The 290-nt window shown below is 41.4% G+C and carries 1 protein-coding gene; it reads right to left on the reverse strand.

Going from position 1 to position 290, the window contains the following annotated elements; translation table 11 throughout:
- Positions 1-150: 150 nt before the first annotated feature.
- The coding region (locus tag ACSG5Z_RS31475) for a Smr/MutS family protein (RefSeq protein ID WP_435712913.1) at positions 151-290 on the reverse strand (140 nt) is incomplete at its 5' end.

The raw sequence follows: 290 nt of genomic DNA on the forward strand, positions 1-290 counted from the left end.
ATATCACTCTGCCACGAGTGACGCTCTTTTACGTCGCAAAAACAACTAAATAAATAACCCCAATTACCAAAAATATTCCGCAACAAGCTAACAATTCTTTTGCAAGTTTGTCCATAAACATATAATGGTTCCCCTTTGTTTCGTTGTTTGCTATTTTAATTCGACAACTGTTACGCCTAGGCCTCCCTCGCCCAAGTCACCGTAGCGGTAGTTTTTCACACCGCGGTGTTTCTTCAAGTAATCTTGTACACCTTGGCGAAGCGCTCCTGTTCCTTTACGTTGAATAATTG

Source organism: Bacillus pretiosus, from assembly GCF_051294775.1.
GTDB lineage: Bacteria > Bacillota > Bacilli > Bacillales > Bacillaceae_G > Bacillus_A > Bacillus_A wiedmannii.